This window comes from Streptomyces sp. 11x1, from assembly GCF_032598905.1.
Lineage (GTDB): Bacteria > Actinomycetota > Actinomycetes > Streptomycetales > Streptomycetaceae > Streptomyces.
Map to the genome: position 1 here is coordinate 6335007 of NZ_CP122458.1, position 16665 is coordinate 6351671.

At 70.5% G+C, this 16665-nt stretch carries 13 protein-coding genes and 1 tRNA gene; 7 read left to right on the forward strand and 7 right to left on the reverse strand.

Features of this window, described 5'->3' with window-relative positions; translation table 11 throughout:
* Positions 1-469: 469 nt before the first annotated feature.
* Together P8T65_RS27880 and P8T65_RS27885 are read left to right on the forward strand one after the other, a co-directional pair.
* The gene (locus P8T65_RS27880; RefSeq protein ID WP_316727957.1) at positions 470-1852 is read left to right on the forward strand and encodes an NAD(P)/FAD-dependent oxidoreductase; all 1383 of its coding nucleotides are present in this window, start codon (positions 470-472) and stop codon (positions 1850-1852) included.
* 330 nt (positions 1853-2182) lie between these two features.
* Positions 2183-3484 carry a class I SAM-dependent methyltransferase gene (locus P8T65_RS27885; RefSeq protein ID WP_316727958.1) on the forward strand — a complete coding sequence of 434 codons (1302 nt, stop codon included), beginning with the start codon at positions 2183-2185 and terminating at the stop codon, positions 3482-3484.
* A gap of 82 nt (positions 3485-3566) precedes the next feature.
* Here P8T65_RS27885 and P8T65_RS27890 read toward each other — a convergent pair whose 3' ends face one another.
* The gene (locus P8T65_RS27890; RefSeq protein ID WP_316727959.1) at positions 3567-6107 is read right to left on the reverse strand and encodes an ABC transporter permease; all 2541 of its coding nucleotides are present in this window, start codon (positions 6105-6107) and stop codon (positions 3567-3569) included.
* 110 nt (positions 6108-6217) lie between these two features.
* A complete protein-coding gene (locus P8T65_RS27895) occupies positions 6218-6988 on the reverse strand; it encodes an ABC transporter ATP-binding protein (RefSeq protein WP_184893223.1) in 771 nt (256 codons plus the stop codon).
* Positions 6989-7499: 511 nt separating this feature from the next.
* Here P8T65_RS27895 and P8T65_RS27900 point away from each other — a divergent pair.
* From P8T65_RS27900 to P8T65_RS27910, 3 genes are all read left to right on the forward strand, one after another.
* Positions 7500-7582 (forward strand) — tRNA-Leu (locus P8T65_RS27900).
* A gap of 325 nt (positions 7583-7907) precedes the next feature.
* Entirely contained in the window at positions 7908-8231 is a 324-nt protein-coding gene (locus P8T65_RS27905; protein WP_316727960.1) for a hypothetical protein, read from the forward strand.
* A gap of 208 nt (positions 8232-8439) precedes the next feature.
* Entirely contained in the window at positions 8440-9321 is an 882-nt protein-coding gene (locus P8T65_RS27910; RefSeq protein ID WP_316727961.1) for a Bax inhibitor-1/YccA family protein, read from the forward strand.
* A 107-nt stretch (positions 9322-9428) separates the two neighbouring features.
* On the opposite strand, the gene P8T65_RS27915 is transcribed toward P8T65_RS27910, so the two are convergent.
* Positions 9429-9659, reverse strand: coding sequence for a DUF4287 domain-containing protein (locus tag P8T65_RS27915; RefSeq protein WP_033524870.1), 231 nt, complete (start codon positions 9657-9659; stop codon positions 9429-9431).
* A 103-nt stretch (positions 9660-9762) separates the two neighbouring features.
* Between P8T65_RS27915 and P8T65_RS27920 the strand changes: the two genes are divergently transcribed.
* The gene (locus P8T65_RS27920) at positions 9763-10074 is read left to right on the forward strand and encodes a hypothetical protein (RefSeq protein ID WP_316727962.1); all 312 of its coding nucleotides are present in this window, start codon (positions 9763-9765) and stop codon (positions 10072-10074) included.
* A 67-nt stretch (positions 10075-10141) separates the two neighbouring features.
* On the opposite strand, the gene P8T65_RS27925 is transcribed toward P8T65_RS27920, so the two are convergent.
* The 3 genes from P8T65_RS27925 to P8T65_RS27935 all read right to left on the reverse strand — a co-directional run bounded on the left by P8T65_RS27925 (position 10142) and on the right by P8T65_RS27935 (position 14103).
* Positions 10142-10924, reverse strand: a complete 783-nt coding sequence (locus P8T65_RS27925) for a hypothetical protein (RefSeq protein WP_230221687.1) — start codon at positions 10922-10924, stop codon at positions 10142-10144.
* A 295-nt stretch (positions 10925-11219) separates the two neighbouring features.
* Complete coding sequence (locus P8T65_RS27930; protein WP_230221098.1) at positions 11220-12437, reverse strand: acetyl-CoA C-acetyltransferase; 1218 nt, start codon at positions 12435-12437, stop codon at positions 11220-11222.
* Between the two features lie 571 nt (positions 12438-13008).
* Positions 13009-14103, reverse strand: a complete 1095-nt coding sequence (locus P8T65_RS27935) for an SGNH/GDSL hydrolase family protein (RefSeq protein ID WP_316727964.1) — start codon at positions 14101-14103, stop codon at positions 13009-13011.
* A gap of 159 nt (positions 14104-14262) precedes the next feature.
* Between P8T65_RS27935 and P8T65_RS27940 the strand changes: the two genes are divergently transcribed.
* Positions 14263-15657 (forward strand): cystathionine beta-synthase, encoded by a 1395-nt coding sequence (locus P8T65_RS27940; protein ID WP_184893233.1) that lies wholly within the window; start codon positions 14263-14265, stop codon positions 15655-15657.
* Positions 15658-16110: 453 nt separating this feature from the next.
* On the opposite strand, the gene P8T65_RS27945 is transcribed toward P8T65_RS27940, so the two are convergent.
* Positions 16111-16560 carry a hypothetical protein gene (locus P8T65_RS27945; protein WP_316727965.1) on the reverse strand — a complete coding sequence of 150 codons (450 nt, stop codon included), beginning with the start codon at positions 16558-16560 and terminating at the stop codon, positions 16111-16113.
* Positions 16561-16665 lie beyond the last annotated feature (105 nt).

Here is a 16665-nt window from a genome sequence, read left to right on the forward strand (position 1 = left end):
GCCGGGGTCCTCCCGACGGCCCGCGGGCACTTGTGAGCAAGTGTTTACTACTCGCCGGTAGCCCTCGCTTGAGCTGTTCGGATAACGTATGAGCGCGTCCGAGGGGTGCTCCGGTATCTCTCGTCGACCCGGCGCCGACAAAGTTCGTGAAGTTCTTCACAAGAGAATCGCCCCTGTTGAGCGATGTTTTGAGGCTCCGCAGAGCGTTCCGGGGCTCCAAGGGGTCAACAGGGCGCCTCCGAAGGGTTTTCGCTGGGGCCTCGTCCGTGTGAAACGGAAGGGTGGTCCAGGGTCCCCGAGAGGCCGGAACGGCAGTTCACGCGGCCTTGACAACGGTCAAACCCCCCGGCCGGTTCCCTGGTGGGCGGTGGGCCCGGCCAGAGGGAGCGCGGAGTGTAGCAGAGGGTGTGGAGAAGCTTGTGAAGGGGCGCACGAGCGACCCCCGTATGGCGGGTACATACTCGATGGCATGAGCACCACGGAGCGTCCCAGGATCCTCGTAGTAGGCGGTGGGTACGTAGGCCTGTACGCAGCTCGGCGCATCCTCAAGAAGATGCGCTACGGCGAGGCGACCGTCACGGTCGTCGACCCCCGGTCGTACATGACCTACCAGCCCTTCCTCCCCGAAGCCGCCGCCGGCAGCATCTCCCCCCGACACGTCGTCGTCCCGTTGCGACGCGTGCTCCCCAAGGCGGAGGTCCTCACCGGCCGGGTCACCACCATCGACCAGGACCGCAAGGTCGCCGTCGTCGCGCCGCTGGTCGGCGAGGCGTACGAGCTGCCCTTCGACTACCTGGTGATCGCGCTCGGCGCGGTCTCCCGCACCTTCCCGATCCCCGGCCTCGCCGAACAGGGCATCGGTATGAAGGGCATCGAGGAGGCCATCGGCCTGCGCAACCACGTCCTCGAGCAGCTCGACAAGGCCGACTCCACGACCGACGAGGACGTCCGCCGCAAGGCGTTGACCTTCGTCTTCGTGGGCGGTGGCTTCGCGGGTGCGGAGACCATCGGCGAGGTCGAGGACATGGCCCGCGACGCCGCGAAGTACTACAAGAACGTGTCCCGTGAGGACATGCGCTTCGTGCTCGTCGACGCCGCCGACAAGATCCTCCCCGAGGTCGGCCCGAAGCTCGGCAGCTACGGCAAGGAGCACCTGGAAAGCCGTGGGGTCGAGGTCTACCTCAACACCTCCATGGACTCCTGCGTCGACGGCCACGTCGTGCTGAAGAACGGCCTGGAAGTCGACTCCAACACGATCGTCTGGACCGCCGGCGTCAAGCCGAACCCGGTCCTCTCCCGCTACGGCCTGCCGCTCGGCCCCCGCGGTCACGTGGACGCCTCGCCGACCCTCCAGGTCACCGGCACCGACTACATCTGGGCCGCCGGCGACAACGCGCAGGTCCCGGACGTCGCCGCCCGCAAGGCCGGCATCGAGAACGCCTGGTGCCCGCCGAACGCGCAGCACGCCCTGCGTCAGGCCAAGGTCCTCGGCGACAACGTGGTTTCCGGTATGCGGGGCTTCCCGCAGAAGGAGTACGCGCACTCCAACAAGGGTGCGGTGGCGGGCCTCGGCCTCCACAAGGGCGTCGCGATGATCGTCATGGGCAAGATGAAGATCAAGCTCAAGGGCCGCCTGGCGTGGTACATGCACCGTGGCTACCACGGTCTCGCCATGCCGACCTGGAACCGCAAGATCCGGGTCTTCGCCGACTGGACGCTCGCGATGTTCCTCAAGCGCGAGGTCGTCTCCCTCGGCGCGATCGAGACTCCGCGCGAGGAGTTCTACGAAGCGGCGAAGCCGGCGCCGGTCGCTGCCGCGAGCAAGACCGGGGAAAAGGCCAAGGCCTCCTGATTTCCTGACCCATCCGAAGGGCCTCCCGCCATCCGTGGTGCGGGGGGCCCTTCGGCGTGCGCGGGAGAGCTCGGGGGTGCGGGTGCGTTGGCGACCACAGGCCCGGTGACGCTTCTCGCGCAGTTCCCCGCGCCCCTGAGAAGCAGGGGCTGCGCCCGTGCTTTTCAGGCCCGCAGGGCCTGGTCTTTCAGGGGCGTGGGGAACTGCGCGACCAGCCCCCACTCACCCGCACCCGAACAACACACCTCGCGCGGGGAATACGGCAAGGCCCCCCAGGTGATTACCGTGACGTTGGACATTCCGGGATCTGTTGTCACGGAGGTGTGCGCCATGCAGGACGCCGCGTCGCGGCTGAAGACCCTGTTCGAGCAGCTGTCGGGGGCCCCGCTCCCGGTCCGCCTGCGGGCCTGGGACGGATCGACGGCGGGACCGCCCGAGGCCCCCGCCCTCGTCGTACGCAACCGCAGGGCCCTGCGCCGAGTGCTGTGGAAGCCCGGCGAACTGGGCCTGGCCCGCGCCTGGGTCGCCGGTGACCTCGGGGTCGACGGCGACCTGTACGCCGTACTGGACCTGGTGGCCGCACACGTGTGGGAGCGGGACGAGGACGCCCGGAGCCTCGCCGACGTCCTGCGCGACCCCCGGGCGCGGACGGCCGTCAAGGAGCTGCTGAAGCTGGCCGGCCCCGCGGCCCTGGTCCCGCCCGGACCGCCCCGCGAGGAGGTCCGCAGCCGCCACCGGCACACCAGACGCACCGACAGACGTGCCGTCAGCCACCACTACGACGTGGGCAACGACTTCTACGAGGCCGTCCTCGGCCCGTCGATGGTGTACTCCTGCGCCTACTGGGCCGCCTCCGACGGCACCACCACCCTGGAGGCCGCACAGCACGACAAGCTCGACCTCATCTGCCGCAAGCTCGACCTGCGCCCCGGGCAGCGGCTCCTGGACGTCGGCTGCGGCTGGGGCTCGATGGCCGTGCACGCCGCCCACGAGTACGGCGTCCATGTCGTCGGCGTCACCCTCTCCCAGGAGCAGGCCGCCTACGCCCGCAAACGCGTCGCCGAAGAGGGCCTCACCGACCGCGTCGAGATCCGTGTCCAGGACTACCGCGACGTCACCGACGGGCCCTACGACGCGATCTCCTCGGTCGGCATGGCCGAACACGTGGGCGCGGACCGGTACCTGGAGTACGCCGAGGATCTGTACCGGCTGCTCGCCCCGGGCGGGCGGCTGCTCAACCACCAGATCTCCCGGCGGCCGCGGCGCGACGAGAGCGCGTACTCCGTCGACGGCTTCATCGACGCGTACGTCTTCCCGGACGGCGAACTCGCCCCGATCGGCACCACCGTCACCCAGCTCGAACGCGCCGGGTTCGAGGTCCGCGACGTGGAGTCCCTGCGCGAGCACTACGCCCTGACCCTGCGCGCCTGGGTCACCAACCTCGAAGCCCGCTGGGCGCACGCGGTCGCCCTGGTCGGCCCCGGTCGCGCCCGTGTCTGGCGCCTGTACATGGCCGCCTCCGCCCTCGGCTTCGAACGCAACCACCTCGGCGTCAACCAGGTACTGGCCGTACGCCCGCCGGAAGGGGGTGCGTCGGGCCTCCCGCTCAGGGCCCGGACCTGGGGGGCCTGAACGCCCGGACGGGGGCGCGTACGGCCAAGTACGCGCCCCCGTCCGTATGTCTCCCGCCGGGCGGCGGCTGTCTCCCGCGCGGCTACTCCGACTTGATCGCGGCCAGCATGTTCAGCTTCGCCGCGCGGCGGGCCGGCCACAGGGCGGCCAGGATGCCGACGGTGGCGGCGAGGAGAAGGAAGACGGCCATCCGGGCCCAGGGGACGACCAGTTCGTACGTGGGCATCCGGCTGGCGATCAGCTCGCCGGCGGCCCAGCCGAAGAAGACACCCAGGCCGATGCCGAGGACACCGCCGAAGAGAGAGATGACCAGGGACTCCAGACGGACCATCCGCTTGATGCCCCGTCGGTCGAGACCGATCGCCCGGAGCATGCCGATCTCCTGCGAGCGCTCGAACACCGACATGGCGAGGGTGTTGATCACGCCGAGGACGGCCACGATCACCGCCATCGCCAGCAGGCCGTACAGCATGTTCAGCATCAGCGTGAACATCTGCGCGATGTCGTCGGAGAGGTCCTGCCCGCTCTGGACCTTGATCGCCGGGTTCTCGCCGAGGGCCTTCTCCAGCCGGTCCTTGGTGGCGTCGGAGGCGCCGGCCGAGGTCTTGACCATGACCATCATGTCCGCCGGGTCCGCGCCGGCCGGCAGCCGCTTCGTGAGCGTCGCGTTGTCCAGCAGGATGCCCCGGATCAGCTCGTTGCTCTCGTAGACCCCGGAGACGGTCAGCTTCTCCTTCTCGCCGCCCTCGAACCCGGCGGTGAACTCGGAACCGGCCTTCCAGCCGCGCCGCTCGGCGGTGTCCGCGTCCACCACGACCTGGCCGCCGCCGACCTTGAACGTCCCGTTGTCCAGCGGCAGGTTGGTGAGCTTCCCGATGGCCGTGCCGTTCACGCCCGTGAGGTACTCGGTCTCTGCCCCGATCCGGGACTCGGCGTTGCGCAGCGGTGAGACGGCGGTGACTCCCTCGGTGGTGGAGAGCTTTTTCTCCACGTCCGGGGAGAGATAGTTGCCGTTGGCCATCGAGACGACGTAGTCCGCCTTGATCGCGTCGGCGGCCATCTTGCCGATGGCTGTCTGGAGGCTGCCCGCCATCACCGTCATCCCGGTGATCAGCGTCAGGCCGATCATCAGCGCCGAGGCGGTCGCGGCGGTGCGGCGCGGGTTGCGTACGGAGTTCTGCCGGGCGAGCTTGCCGGAGATCCCGAACACCCGCATGAGGGGGGCCGCGGCCGCGATCAGCGGGCGGGACAGGAGGGGGGTGAGGACGAAGACACCGATGATCAGCAGCACCGCGCCGATGCCCATCGGCGCCTGCCCGTCCGAGCCGTCCATGGTGGTGGCGTACAGCACGGTGGCCACGCCCGCGCCGGCGAACAGCGCGCCGATCGTGTTCCGTACGACCAGCGACTTGGTCGTCGCCGCCGCGTGCACGCTGCTCATCGCCGCGACCGGCGGGATCTTCGCCGCGCGGCGGCCCGGCAGCCAGGCGGCCAGCATCGTGATCAGTACGCCGACGAGCAGGGCGGTGGCGACCGTGCCGGGGGAGACCACCAGCGGGCCGGCGGGGACGGTCTCGCCGAGGCTGCTGATCAGCGCCCGCATCCCGGCGCCGATCCCGACACCGGCGGCCAGGCCGGTCACCGCGGCGACCAGGCCCACCACGAACGCCTCGATCAGCACGGAGCGCGTGACCTGGCGGCGGGAGGCGCCGACCGCGCGCAGCAGCGCCAGCTCCTTGGTGCGCTGGGCCACCAGCATGGTGAAGGTGTTGGCGATGATGAACGTGCCCACGAACAGGGCGATCCCGGCGAAGACCAGCAGCGCGTTCTTCAGCCCGCTCATCTCGGCGGCGATCTGCGTGGCCTGGTCGTCCGCGAGCTGCTGACCGGTGGTGGTGTGGACGGAGTCCTTCGGCAGGACGTCCTCGACGGACTTCTGCAACTGGGCCTGGCTGGTGCCGGCCGCCGCCGTCACGTTGATCGTGTCGAACTCGCCCTCCATGTGGAAGAGCTTCTGGGCGGTCGCCGTGTCGAACAGGGTGAGGCTGCCTCCGGCGGCGACATTGCCGTCGTTTGTTGTGAAGATGCCGCTGACGGTGGGGGTGAGGACCGGGCCGTCGACGGACAGCCGCACGGTGTCGCCCACCTCGTACCCGGCCCGCCTCGCGGTCTCCGAGTCGATCGCGACCTCGTCCGCGCCCTTCGGCGCGCGGCCGCCGTCCCGGATGGGGTACCGGGGATCGTCGGTCCCCCAGTAGTTCCCGCCCTGCGACTGGAAGCCGCCGCCGATCAGCTTGCCGTCCTTGCCGGCGAGGGCGGTGAACCCGCTCACCACACCGATCGCCGACTCGGCGCCGGGCGCCCGCTCGACCTTCTCCAGCACCTCGGGAGTCAGCTTGGGCTGGTCGGCGACGGTGTCGCCCTCGTCCGGCTGGTACCCCGGCCGGATCGCGACGTCCACCTGGTCGAAGCCCTTGGCCGAGCTCTTCTGCAGCGCGTCGGAGATGGTGTTGGTGAAGACGAGCGTGCCGGACACGAAGGCCACGCCGAGCATCACCGCGAGCACGGTCATGAGAAGCCTGGCCTTGTGCGAGAGCACGTTGCGCAGGGCGGTACGGAACATGAAGGGGTCCTGGGGTCGGGGCGGGCAGGGCGGAGCGGGTGTGGGTGTGGGCGCGGGTGCGCGGTGTGCGGGATGCGCGCGGGGGACGTGAGCCGGGGTGGCGAACTCCCTCAGCTCGTACGCCCCTTGGTGTCGAACCTCTTCATCCGGTCCAGCACCAGGTCCGCCGTCGGCTCGTGCATCTCGTCCACGATGCGCCCGTCGGCGAGGAAGATGACCCGGTCCGCGTACGCCGCGGCCACCGGGTCGTGCGTCACCATCACCACCGTCTGCCCCAACTCCCGTACGGAGTTGCGCAGGAAGCCCAGCACCTCGGCGCCCGAGCGCGAGTCGAGGTTTCCGGTGGGCTCGTCCCCGAAGATGATGTCCGGCCGTGAGGCGAGCGCCCGCGCCACGGCGACGCGCTGCTGCTGGCCGCCGGAGAGCTGGGCGGGCCGGTGGCTCAGCCGGTCGGCCAGGCCCACCATCCGAATCACGGTGTCCAGCCACTGCTTGTCCGGCTTTCGGCCCGCGATGTCCATCGGGAGGGTGATGTTCTCCAGCGCGGTCAGTGTCGGCAGCAGGTTGAACGCCTGGAAGATGAAGCCGATCTTGTCGCGGCGCAGCTTGGTGAGCTGCTTGTCCTTCAGCGAGCCCAGTTCGGTCTCGCCGATGCGGACGGAGCCGGACGAGAAGGTGTCCAGGCCGGCCACGCAGTGCATCAGCGTGGACTTGCCGGAGCCCGAGGGGCCCATGATCGCGGTGAACTGGGCCTGCCGGAAGTCGACGGTGACCTGGTCCAGCGCGACCACTCGGGTCTCGCCCTGTCCGTAGACCTTCGACAGTTCCGTGGCGCGGGCGGCCACGGCGGTGGACCGGGCGGCGAGAGGGGTGGTGGTCACGGGTGGAACTCCTGTCGGGACGACGGCGTTTGGGGTGTGCGGGAACGGCCGGGCGGGCCGGGCGACGGGCCGGTTCGTGGCGCGCGCCGAGGGCATGCCGGGGCCGTTCGCTGCTCGTTTCGTGGGGGGGCTCCATCGTCTCGGCGCGGGGGCGCCGTGTAGTCAGCCGCTGTTCCGGTTCCGGGGGCCGACTTCTGACTGACCGGCAGGCGTCGCGTCATACCTGGGAATGACGGCGGGCTCCGACCCGAGTGGCGGGGCCTGACCGACACGAGTCACCGCGTCACCGCGCGTGTCACACGAGGGACCGCTCGTTCGGGCGGTGAAATTCCGTCATTCCGCACACGGGCGGTCTTGCCGTCCGTAAGGCTATTGGCAAGTGCGGATGGTGTGTTCCGTGGGCTGATGCACCCTCAGACGTCAATAAAATAAGACAACATCGGTCCGCTCTTCGACTGTTCGGGGGAAGCGTCCCGATAGGCTCGGGACCTCAGCGCGGAGCCCATGGCCTGCCCGGATGGTGGAATGCAGACACGGCGAGCTTAAACCTCGCTGCCCCTCGCGGGCGTACCGGTTCAAGTCCGGTTCCGGGCACCTCCGATCAAACCAACCCATTCCCTCTCAAACCCCCACACACCCCCCAGCGGCAAGGTGCGCCTCTCACTCGCCGGGCGCACGCTGTCCCCATGAGCCCCGGCACTGCAGCGGGCCCCCGGGTGGCCCGCTGCACGAACATCGGGCATCGCAGTGGCCCTCCCGGAGCACCACACCGTCCGGCGGACCCGGGTCGACGCGCAGAAGCCTCCTCACGCACGCGGCGGCCGTTCTCCTCGGTCTGGCGATCGGGGCGGGCGTCGGGTTCGCCTCCGGTGGTGACTCCGAGCGAGGCGACGCCGCCGGAGCCACAGCGACGGCCACCGTGACGGCGAACGCCTCGACCGTCCCCGAGGTGGCGTCGACTCCGAGCGGTGCACCGGCCACCAAGAAGCCCACGGACGACGAGTTCCCCGGGGGCGGCACCTTCATCGTCGGGGAGGACATCGAGGCCGGCGTCTATCGCAGCGACGGGCCGCAGGGCGGGGACGTCACCTACTGCTCCTGGACACGGCTGAACGACGCGACCCACGAGGCCGGGGACACCATCGCGGCCAACGGCGGCTCGGGGCCCGACACCGTCACGATCAAGGAGAGCGACAAGGCCTTCAGTACCAGTGGCTGTCGGCCGTGGGTGCGGGTCGGGTGACGCGTGGGTCGCGGCAGGTCTCCGGGAGGTTACAGGGGTGTCGCGAGGTGGGTCCGGGTTGAGGGGGGTGGGGCGGGGAATCATGGGGACGCGTAGCGTGTTCGATGTCAGGGCAGGGGAAAAGATCCTTCCCAAGCACTAGGGTCAATCCTTTGCCTACCTATTACTCTTGAGCCAAGGCCACGCAGGGTGGCCATGGAGGAGTGAAATGAGGAGCAGCAACCCGGTCTTCTCGCGACGGGGGTTCAGCCGCGACAACGGCTACGCGGGATTCAACACCGCGCCGCAGGCCGGGGGAGCAGCTGTCGGCACCCAGGGCAACCCCTACGCCCAGCAGGGCGGCAACCCGTACGCGACGAACCCGTACGCCCAGCAGGGCGTCCAGCACGGCGCCCCGCCGCAGGCCCCGGCCCGCACGGGCGCCATGACCATGGACGACGTCGTCATGCGCTCGGCCATGACGCTCGGCACGGTCGTCGTCGGCGCGGTCCTCGCCTGGGCCCTCCTGCCGGTGTCGCCCACGAGCTACGGCCTGGCCATCGGCGCCGCGCTCATCGCCTTCGTCCTCGCGATGGTGCAGTCCTTCAAGCGCAAGGCGTCGCCCGCGCTGATCCTGGCGTACGCCGCCTTCGAGGGCGTCTTCCTCGGCGTGCTCAGCGAGATGTTCAACGCGCAGTGGAGCGGTGCGCCCTTCCAGGCGGTGCTCGGCACCATGGCCGTCTCCGGAGCCACCCTCCTGGTCTACAAGGCGGGCTGGATCCGGGTCACCGCGCGGTACGCCCGCATCGGTATGACCATCGCGATCGCCTTCATCCTGGTCATGGCGGTCAACCTGCTGCTCGTCGTCTTCGGGCTCGCCCCCGACGGCGGACTGCGCAGCATGGGCCCGCTCGGCGCGATCGTCGGCATCCTGGCGATCCTGCTCGGCGCGTTCTTCCTGACCCTGGACTTCAAGCAGATCCAGGATGGCATCGCCTACGGCGCCCCGCGCGAGGAGGCCTGGCTGGCCGCGTTCGGCCTGACCATGACCCTCGTGTGGATCTACATCGAGATGCTCCGCCTGGTCGCCATCTTCAGCGGCGACGACTAGGAGTGACGAGCGCGGCCGGGACCGACCCCAGCCGCCTCCCCCTCGTGGACTCGTGGAAGGGCCCCCGAACCTCGCGGTTCGGGGGCCCTTCGTAGTTCTCGGCGGCTTCACCGGAGCTTCCGCGCGGCCCTCCTCAGGTCGTACTCGTGAATGATCGCTTTGGCGTGGCCGTACGCGAGGTCGTACTCGTGCCGGAGCCAGCTGACCTTCTCCTCGAAATTGAAGAGAGCGGGGCCTTCGTCGACTTTGCGGATCCAGTCGGAGACTTCACGACCGGTGCAGTGGGGGATGCGGGCGAGCAGGTTGCGATGGGTCTCCTCGGAGAAGACTTGGGACATCGGCGCCTCCGGACGAAAGGGAATGTAAGCCGGTCCTTCAGGTCACGTTGCCTGAGTGGCGGCCTGTTGGCAACAGTCCGGCGGAGGCGCGTACTCTCGCGGCGTGCTTGATACGACGCCGTTGACCAGTGCCGTGGATCATTTCGCCGACCGGCTGCGGGCGGCCCCGCAGAGCCGGCTCCAGCGGAGCGCCGCCGCGGAGGCGCTGGCGCTGGCCAGGGAGTTGGCACTGCGCGCCCAGCGGTTGGAGACGCCCGAGGGGCCGTTCCACGAGATGCCGGACGTGGGCATGTTCGCGGCGGCCGACCAGGTGACCGTCGCCGGAAACGATCTCGCGCTGGTGCTGGGGGACGAGGACGCGCTGGCGGAGGCGGTGGCCCTTGTGGAGGAGGCTCAGCGGCGGGCCGGGGTGTGAGGGGCTCGCGCGGCTCCCTGCGCCCCTGAAGGGCGCTGCACCACCCGGCGGCGTGAGAGGCGCCGCCCTACAGCGACGCGATCACCCTGTCCGCCAGGATGTAGACCATGTCCTCGCCGCACTCGAAGGTGAGCGTGTAGGCGCCGGAGATGCCCGAGCCGCCCAGGAGGACGGGGACGTCGCCGGTCTGGAGGGCCGTGGCGAGGCGCTCGGCGGTCTCACGGTGGCCGGGGGTCATGCACAGGGTGGTGCCGTCGGCGAAGACGTAGACGTCGAGGGTGCCCAGCGGGCCCGGACGGACGTCGGCCAGCTCCGTGCGGGAGGCGGCGAGGTCCTCCAGGCAGGCGACCGTGCGCTCGTGGTCGTTGGTGACGGGTGACTGCACCGGTACGAAATCGGGGTGCGAGGGGTGACGGCGGCGGGCCGCGGCCAGCTCGGCGGAGTCCCCGGCGTAGTCGTCGCTCTCCAGGCCGGTCTCGATCACCGGCTCCAGGTGCTCCAGGCCCGCGAAATCGGACTGCCGGGGCAGGAACAGGTCGCTCTCGGGCAGACCCAGCAGCGGAGGCGTGTCGGTCACGTCACGGGACTCCTGGGCGGCCCAGAAGGCCCGGGCCTCGGCGAGCTCACGCTCCCTCTCCTCGGCGAGGGCCTCGGCGACGGCGGCGCGTATCTCCTCCGTGTCAGCCGCCGGACGGGCGGCCGGCACCAGGGCGCGCGTCCCGGCGGCCCGGCTCTCGGCCAGCTCGGTGCGCAAGGCAGCGACCTGTCGGCGCAGACCCATAAGGGTGCGCAGGACGGCGACGCCCACGGCGGCGGTGGCGGCCGTGGTGAGCAGCAAGGCGATCGGCATAGCGCTCACTGACGTACTCCCGGTTCAAAGTCGACCCCCGACTTCCTACATCAGCTTGAAGGGCGGACTAACCAGCTGTCAGTGCGTAACGTCACGAAACGGGCAGGAAACTTGTCCCGATGTTTGGTGCTGAAACGGCTCTGACCTGCGTAAATCGCTCTCCGGGGGGAGATAGGTCACATCCTGGGGGAGATTGGATCACAAAACGGCCCGGAGCCCCATGGTTTCCGGGACTCCGGGCCACGGCATCACCGTGCGCGTCCGTGTGGTCACGGCCGCGCACGGGGCCGCTCGGTCAGCTGAGGCGCTCGATGACCATCGCCATGCCCTGGCCGCCGCCGACGCACATCGTCTCCAGGCCGAACTGCTTGTCGTGGAACTGGAGGGAGTTGATGAGCGTGCCGGTGATGCGGGCGCCGGTCATGCCGAAGGGGTGGCCGACGGCGATGGCGCCGCCGTTCACGTTCAGCTTGTCCAGCGGGATGTCCAGGTCGCGGTAGGAGGGGATCACCTGGGCGGCGAAGGCCTCGTTGATCTCGAACAGGTCGATGTCGTCGACGGTGAGACCCGCGCGGGACAGGGCCTGCTTCGACGCCTCCACCGGGCCGTAGCCCATGATCTCGGGGGAGAGGCCGGAGACGCCCGTGGAGACGATCCGGGCGAGCGGGGTGAGCCCGAGGTCCCGCGCCTTGGTGTCGGACATGATGACCAGGGCGGCGGCGCCGTCGTTCAGCGGGCAGCAGTTGCCGGCGGTGACCAGGCCGTCCTCGCGGAAGACCGGCTTCAGGCCCTGCACGGCCTCCAGGGTGACGCCGGCGCGCGGGCCGTCGTCCTTGCTGACGACTGTGCCGTCGGGCAGCGTCACCGGGGTGATCTCGCGCTCCCAGAAGCCCTTGCCGATGGCCTCCTCGGCGAGGTTCTGCGAGCGGACGCCGAACTCGTCCATCTCCTGCCGGGTCACGCCCCACTGGCGGGCCAGGTTCTCGGCGGTCTGCCCCATCGAGATGTACGGGTCGGGGAGCAGGCCGTCCTCGCGCGGGTCGTGCCAGGAGGCGCCGACCGACTTGGAGACCGCCTCCGTGCGGGCCTCGGCCTCGGCGAAGAGCGGGTTGCGGGCGGTGGGGATGTCGCTGGTGCCGCGCGCGCTGCTGCTGACGACCTCGACGCCGGCCGAGATGAAGACGTCGCCCTCGCCGGCCTTGATGGCGTGCAGGGCCATGCGGGAGGTCTGGAGCGACGAGGAACAGTAACGGGTGATCGTGCAGCCCGGCAGGTGGTCCATGCCCAGCTGTACGGCCACGATGCGGCCCAGGTTGTGGCCCTGCTCGCCGCCGGGGAGGCCACAGCCGAGCATCAGGTCGTCGATGTCCCTCGGGTCCAGCTCCGGGACCTTCGCGAGGGCGGCCGCGACGATGGTGGCGGTCAGGTCGTCGGGGCGCAGGTCCTTCAGCGAGCCCTTGAAAGCGCGGCCGATGGGGGAGCGGGCGGCTGAGACGATCACGGCTTCGGGCATCACGGCTCCATTGGCATGCGACGGAAAGCGGGGCTGTGGGGGAAGTTACCCGTACGTATGGTCCGGGTCACGGGCAAGAGGGTGTGACGCCGACCGCACTTTTCTAAGCGCTTGCTTTGTGGGGTGGGGCGTGCGGGGGTGCCTTCGGGCGCGTTGGGGGTTGGGGGTGCCTGTGACCGGGCGACTGCGGGTGCTTCGTGGTTGCTCGCGCAGTTCCCCGCGCCCCTAAAAGATCCGGGCCCCGCGGCGGCTCCGAAAGGCCACGGCGGCGGGCCCAAGGAAACTGACGACTGGCGGTGGACTGCGAGGCGAGCGGCGGCGGACCGGGAGGCGAGCCGCGCTGGACTGCGAGGCGAGTGGCGGTGGACTGCGAGGCGAGTGGCGGCGGGGAAAAGCCAGGGGCGCAGCCCCGGCTTTTCAGGGGCGTGGGGAACTGCGCGAGAAGCCCCCGGGCCCGCACCCGTCGGCGAACCCGCACCCGCGAGCTGTGAGGCCCCGGGCCCGTACCCGTCGGCGAACCCGCACCCGCGAGCTGTGAGGCGCCCGGGCCCGCACCCGCCGCACCCCCGAGCTATGAGGCGCCCGGTTGGGCATCCGCAGGGGTGGCCGGGGTCGGGTCCGATGCCGGTACCCGCCGGCGACGGCGTCGCTTCAGCAGGGCCCACGGCCCGCGCGGCCCCGTCGGCATCGCCGCCGTGACCTCCGTACCGGCCTCCGACGCGGCCTCCGCGGCGGCCCGGGCCACCGGCAGGAAGCCCTCGCGGCGGCTGACGTCCGGCCGCTCCTCCTCCGCCGGCCACAGACCCAGCGCCGCGCACACCGTCGGCAGCACGGCCATCGCCGCGGTCGCGTACCCCTCGGCGGAGGGGTGGTAGTTGTCGGGCCCGAACAGCTCCCGGGGGTTCTGTTCGAACTCGGGGCCGAGAAGGTCGCCCAGCGACACGGTACGGCCGCCCTGCTCGACGGTTCCGATCGTCTGGGCGGCCGCCAGCTGCCGCGAGGCCCGGCGGGCGAGCCAGCGCAACGGCTGCTGCACGAGCTCGATCGTGCCGAGGTCGGGGCAGGTGCCCACCACCACCTCGGCCCCGGCGGTCCGCAGCCGCCGTACGGCCGCGGAGAGGTGGCGGACGGAGCGGGTCGGCGGCAGCCGGTGAGTCACGTCGTTCGCGCCGATCATGATCACGCAGACGTCGGGCACCTGGGCCGGGTCCTCCAGGACCAGCGCCACCTGCCGGTCGAGGTCGTCCGACTGGGCGCCCGGCAGCGCGACGTTGCGCAGCAGCACCGGGCGCTCCGCGACGGCCGCGAGCCCCGAGGCGATCAGCGCGCCCGGGGTCTGCCGGGACCGGTGGACCCCCTGGCCGGCGGCGGTGGAGTCACCGAGCATGACGAGCCGAAGCGGGGGATCGTCGGGGACGTCGTATGAACTGCCGTACGAGCCGTAGCCGTACGCGCGGCCGTACCGGCTGCCGTGCGTGTGGCCGTACACGCCCTCCGCGCTCGGCGGGTGCGGGCTGTGCCCGTTGCCCACGACCCGCTTGGCCATCCGCACCTCGGCCAGCAGCACACCCACCGCCGCCGCACCCAGCAGCCCGATGCCGCCACCGCCGTACGCCGCGCCCGCCGCGATGCGGCGGGCCACCCTTGCTCTGGACATGCTCGTCATGCGTCGCCGCCACCTCCTCGTACCCGTACACCCACTCCTTGCCCCGTACAGGCCCTCGGCCAATCCCGGCAGAAGGTGAACAGGGAGGAGAACAGTGAGGACGGGGCTTAGGCTGGCTGGACATTACGACCATCCCTTTTTGCGGCTCCGGAGACAACGGTGCAAATCCACGACTCGATGATCAGCCTCGTCGGCAACACCCCGCTGCTGAGGCTCAACAGCGTGACCGAGGGCATCCAGGCGACCGTCCTGGCCAAGGTCGAGTACTTCAATCCCGGCGGTTCCGTGAAGGACCGCATCGCGCTGCGCATGATCGAGGCGGCGGAGAAGAGCGGGGAGCTGCAGCCCGGCGGCACGATCGTCGAGCCGACCAGCGGAAACACAGGTGTGGGCCTCGCCATCGTGGCCCAGCAGAAGGGGTACAAGTGCATCTTCGTGTGCCCCGACAAGGTGAGCACCGACAAGATCAACGTGCTCCGGGCGTACGGCGCCGAGGTCGTCGTCTGCCCCACGGCGGTCGACCCCGAGCACCCCGACTCGTACTACAACGTCTCCGACCGGCTGGTCCGCGAGACGCCCGGCGCCTGGAAGCCGGACCAGTACTCCAATCCCCACAACCCGCTCTCCCACTACCACTCGACCGGCCCTGAGCTGTGGGAGCAGACGGAGGGGCGGATCACCCACTTCGTGGCGGGCGTGGGCACCGGCGGCACCATCTCCGGCACCGGCCGGTACCTGAAGGACGTCAGTGACGGCCGCGTCCAGGTGATCGGCGCCGACCCCGAGGGTTCCGTGTACTCCGGCGGGTCCGGGCGGCCGTACCTCGTCGAGGGCGTCGGTGAGGACTTCTGGCCGACCGCGTACGACCGGACCGTCGCCGACGAGATCGTCGCCGTGTCCGACAAGGACTCCTTCCAGATGACCCGGCGGCTGGCCAAGGAGGAGGGCCTGCTGGTGGGCGGCTCCTGCGGCATGGCCGTCGTCGCCGCCCTGGAGGTCGCGAAGCGGCTCGGCCCGGACGACGTGCTGGTCGTCCTGCTGCCCGACAGCGGGCGCGGCTACCTCAGCAAGATCTTCAACGACGAGTGGATGGCCGACTACGGCTTCCTGGAGGACGAGGGACCGAGCGCGCGCGTCGCCGACGTCCTCAGCCACAAGGAGCACGGCGCCATTCCGTCCCTCGTCCACATGCACCCGGACGAGACGGTCGGCCAGGCGATCGAGGTGCTGCGCGAGTACGGCGTCTCGCAGATGCCGATCGTGAAGCCGGGCGCCGGCCACCCGGACGTCATGGCCGCCGAGGTCGTCGGGTCCGTCGTCGAACGCGAGCTGCTGGACGCCCTCTTCACCCAGCGCGCCTCGCTCGACGACCCGCTGGAGAAGCACATGTCGGCGCCGCTGCCGCAGGTCGGCTCCGGTGAGCCGGTGGGCGACCTGATGACCGTGCTCGGGTCGGCGGACGCGGCCATCGTGCTGGTCGAGGGCAAGCCGACCGGTGTGGTCAGCCGACAGGACCTGCTCGCGTTCCTCGCCAAGGGCGGGGTCAAGCAGTAGGGCGGCTGCCGGCCGCGCCGGGCTGAGGGAGGGGCCGCTGCCTGAGGGGAGGGGCCGCTGCCGACGGGTGGGGCGCCTGATTGGGGGGAAAAATCCCGGGAAGGGCCCTTCTTCGTCGAAGAATTGCGCGAGTCGAGGGTTTGACTTCGCAGAAGTGGTACGAGCGCGTCACGTCCGCGCAGCACCCGCTTAACACGGGTCCGGCACATTAGTGGGTGTCGGCAGGGCGGGAGCGGCTCCCCGCCCCGGCCGGCAACCGAAACGGCGTCAAGGACCTCCGGAGCGGCTCCCGGACCTCCATGGACGCCAAGGACGCGCCAGCCCGGTCCTGACCCGGCCCGCGTCCCTCGCGGGGACCGCCGTCGTCCCGCCCCCCGTCACACGGGGGTGCGGCGGTCCCCGCGCATATCTCCTCCGCCTTCTCCGGGAACGCGCTCCGGGAACGCGGGGAAGTCACCCTTGCCAGTCCGATTCCCCGCTCTTGCCCCGGCGCCTGCCCAGGGTCGGTGAGTTGCGCAGGGCCCAGGCCACGTTCACGCCGACGATGCCCGCCCAGGTGACGAACAGGCCGGGCAGTTCGGCCACTCCGCCCCCGATGCCCGACAGGGGGATGGCGGCGACGAGGGAGACCACGCCGAAGCCGTAGCGTTCGCCCCAGCTGTCGGTGGACTTGCCGGGGGAGCGGCTGCCGCGGGCCACCACCACCTGCTGCTCGGCCACCTGACGCCGGACCCGGCGGTCGACCGCGCTGTCGATGCGCTGGTCGACCTTCTCCAGGAACGAGTCGACGAGCGCGGACTCGTAGTCCTCGCCCAGTTCTCTGCGGGCGTGCAGGGTGGCGGCGAGTTCCTTCTTCAGCTCGGCTTCGCCGAGCTGCGCGTCACGGGCATCCATACCGGTCATGCTCTTCACGGTAGGGAGCCGGGAGCCGTCCGGCACTGGGGTTAGCCCCCCAGTCGTCGTACGGCTCTCCCTGTTTCCCGTCCGGCCGCTCTTGCCCGGCCTGCA